We start from the raw sequence: 2,196 nt of genomic DNA, 5'->3' as shown, positions 1-2,196 counted from the left end.
GCCCGCCGCCCGGTGGCAGGCGCTCGCGGCCGCGCACGCCGAGCGGGCCGACGCGTTCACGGCCGGCCACCGCGAGCGGCGCGCGCGCGGCGAGCGGCACGCGATCGAGGACTTCCTGTTCGAGTACTACCCGACCAAGCCCGCGACGCTGCGCCGGTGGCACCCCGGACCCGGTGTCGGGCTCGCGCCCGCGGACGACGTCCCCGCACCGCACGCGCAGTGGCGCTGGTACGCGGTGACCGACGACGGCACGGTCGCGCTCGACGTCGACGCGTTCCTCGCCGACCGCGGCGACACCGTGCGGTTCGTCGCCGGGCTGCTGTCCGCCACGCTCGACCGGCCCGCGTTCACGGGCTGCTTCGGGCTGCACGAGTGGGCGATGGTCTACCGCGAGGGTGACGACGCGCACCGCCACCCGCTGCCGCTGCGGCTCGGCGGCGCGGGGACCGACGCGGTCGTCGAGTCGCACCGGATCCGCTGCTCGCACTTCGACGCGTTCCGCTTCTTCACGCCCGAGGCCGTCGCACGCAACGTCCTGCAGCCCACGCGCGAGCAGCAGGTCGCGCTCGAGCAGCCGGGCTGCCTGCACGCCGGCATGGACGTCTACAAGTGGGCGCTCAAGCTCGGGCCCGCCGTGCCCGGCGCGCTGCTGCTCGACTGCTTCGCCCTCGCGCGGCGCATCCGCACGCTCGACATGCAGGCCTCCCCGTACGACGTGACGGCCTACGGGCTGCCGCCGGTCGCGATCGAGACGGTCGACGGCAAGGCCGAGTACGTCCGGCGTCAGCGCGAGCACGCAGCCGAGGGGAACGCGCTGCGGTCGCGGCTGCTCGACGTGTGCCGCACGCTCACGTCGACCGGGTGATATCCGGACGATCCGGACACACCACCCGGACATTCGTCTAGCGTCGTCTGGCGTGACGCACACGCCCGTCGGACCGCCCCGGCCGGACTCGCGGCGCCTCGCGTCCCTCGACGGACTGCGCGGCGTCGCCGCCCTGGTCGTCGTCGTCCACCACAGCTTCCTGACGTCCGCGGTCCTCCTCGGCCCGTACCTCAAGGACCCCGTGCGGTTCGACCCGTGGACGTGGCAGTGGTTCCTCACGGCGACGCCGCTGCACCTGCTGTGGGACGGCACCAGCGCCGTCTTCGTGTTCTTCGTGCTGTCCGGGCTCGTGCTCGCCCTCCCCGCCGCGTCGGGCGCGCCCGCCCGCTGGGACGTCTACTACGTGCGCCGGCTCCTGCGCCTCTACCTCCCCGTGTGGGGCTCGCTCGCGTTCGCGTGGGTCACGGCCGTCCTGGTCGACCGGCACCAGGGCGTCGGGTCGACGTGGTTGCAGCACCGCGAGTCGTGGTCGCCGTCCGGGGTGCCGCGCGACGCGCTCCTGCTGGGCGGCGTCGACGCGCTCAACGGGTCGCTCTGGACGCTCCAGTGGGAGGTCTGGTTCTCGCTGCTCTTGCCGGTGTACCTGCTGGTCGCGCGCCTGCTGCGCCGGTGGCTGCCCGCGGTCGCGGTCCTCCTGCTCGCCCTGGTCGGCGTGGGGTGGGTCGTGAACTCGCTCGGCCCCCTGCGGTACCTGCCCGTCTTCGGGCTCGGGGTCGTCATGGCGTTCGAGCGGGACCGCCTGCACCGGCTCGCGGCCGCGCTCGACGCACGCCGACACGGGTGGACGCTCGCGTACGCGGGTGTCGTGGTCGCCGTGAGCGCCTACTGGCTGATCTTCCTCGTCGCGACGCCGAGCGAGCTCGTCGCCGCGGTCGGGCACACGACCGGGGTCGCCGGCGCGACGCTCGCGGTGTTCTGCGCGTGGCACGGGCCGGTCCTCCGCCGCCTCCTCGAGTCCCCGCCCGTGCAGTGGCTCGGGACGCGCTCGTTCAGCCTCTACCTCGTGCAGGAGCCCGTGGTGACGGCTGTGGCGATCGCGTGGACCGCGACCGTCGGTCCCGGGCTGACGGTCGCCGTCGCGGTCCCCGTGTCGCTCGCGTGCGCGGCGCTGTTCTACGTCGTCGTCGAACGCCCGTCGCACCGGCTGTCGCAGCGCGCCGGGCGGGCGGTCGGACGGCGGCGGGCCCGCGTCCCCGCGCCGGAGCCCGCACCGACCGGGCCCACGCCCGCATCGACCGCCCCGGTGCCCGCACCGACCGGCGAGCGCCTGGGCACGTCCCGCTGACTCACCCCGCGTCGCGTGCCGGTCG

2 protein-coding genes are annotated in these 2,196 nt (G+C 75.1%); both read left to right on the top strand.

The features are described from left to right. Positions 1-865 (top strand): 3-methyladenine DNA glycosylase (locus CTKZ_RS12965; protein WP_124343341.1); only part of this gene is annotated, 865 nt, incomplete at its 5' end. A gap of 52 nt (positions 866-917) precedes the next feature. Beyond that, a complete protein-coding gene (locus tag CTKZ_RS12960) occupies positions 918-2,171 on the top strand; it encodes an acyltransferase family protein (RefSeq protein WP_160142898.1) in 1,254 nt (417 codons plus the stop codon). Positions 2,172-2,196 lie beyond the last annotated feature (25 nt).

The organism is Cellulomonas algicola, assembly GCF_003851725.1.
Classification (GTDB): domain Bacteria; phylum Actinomycetota; class Actinomycetes; order Actinomycetales; family Cellulomonadaceae; genus Cellulomonas; species Cellulomonas algicola.
Note: the sequence above shows the minus strand (reverse complement) of the source record. Positions and strands in the feature narration are given on the sequence as shown.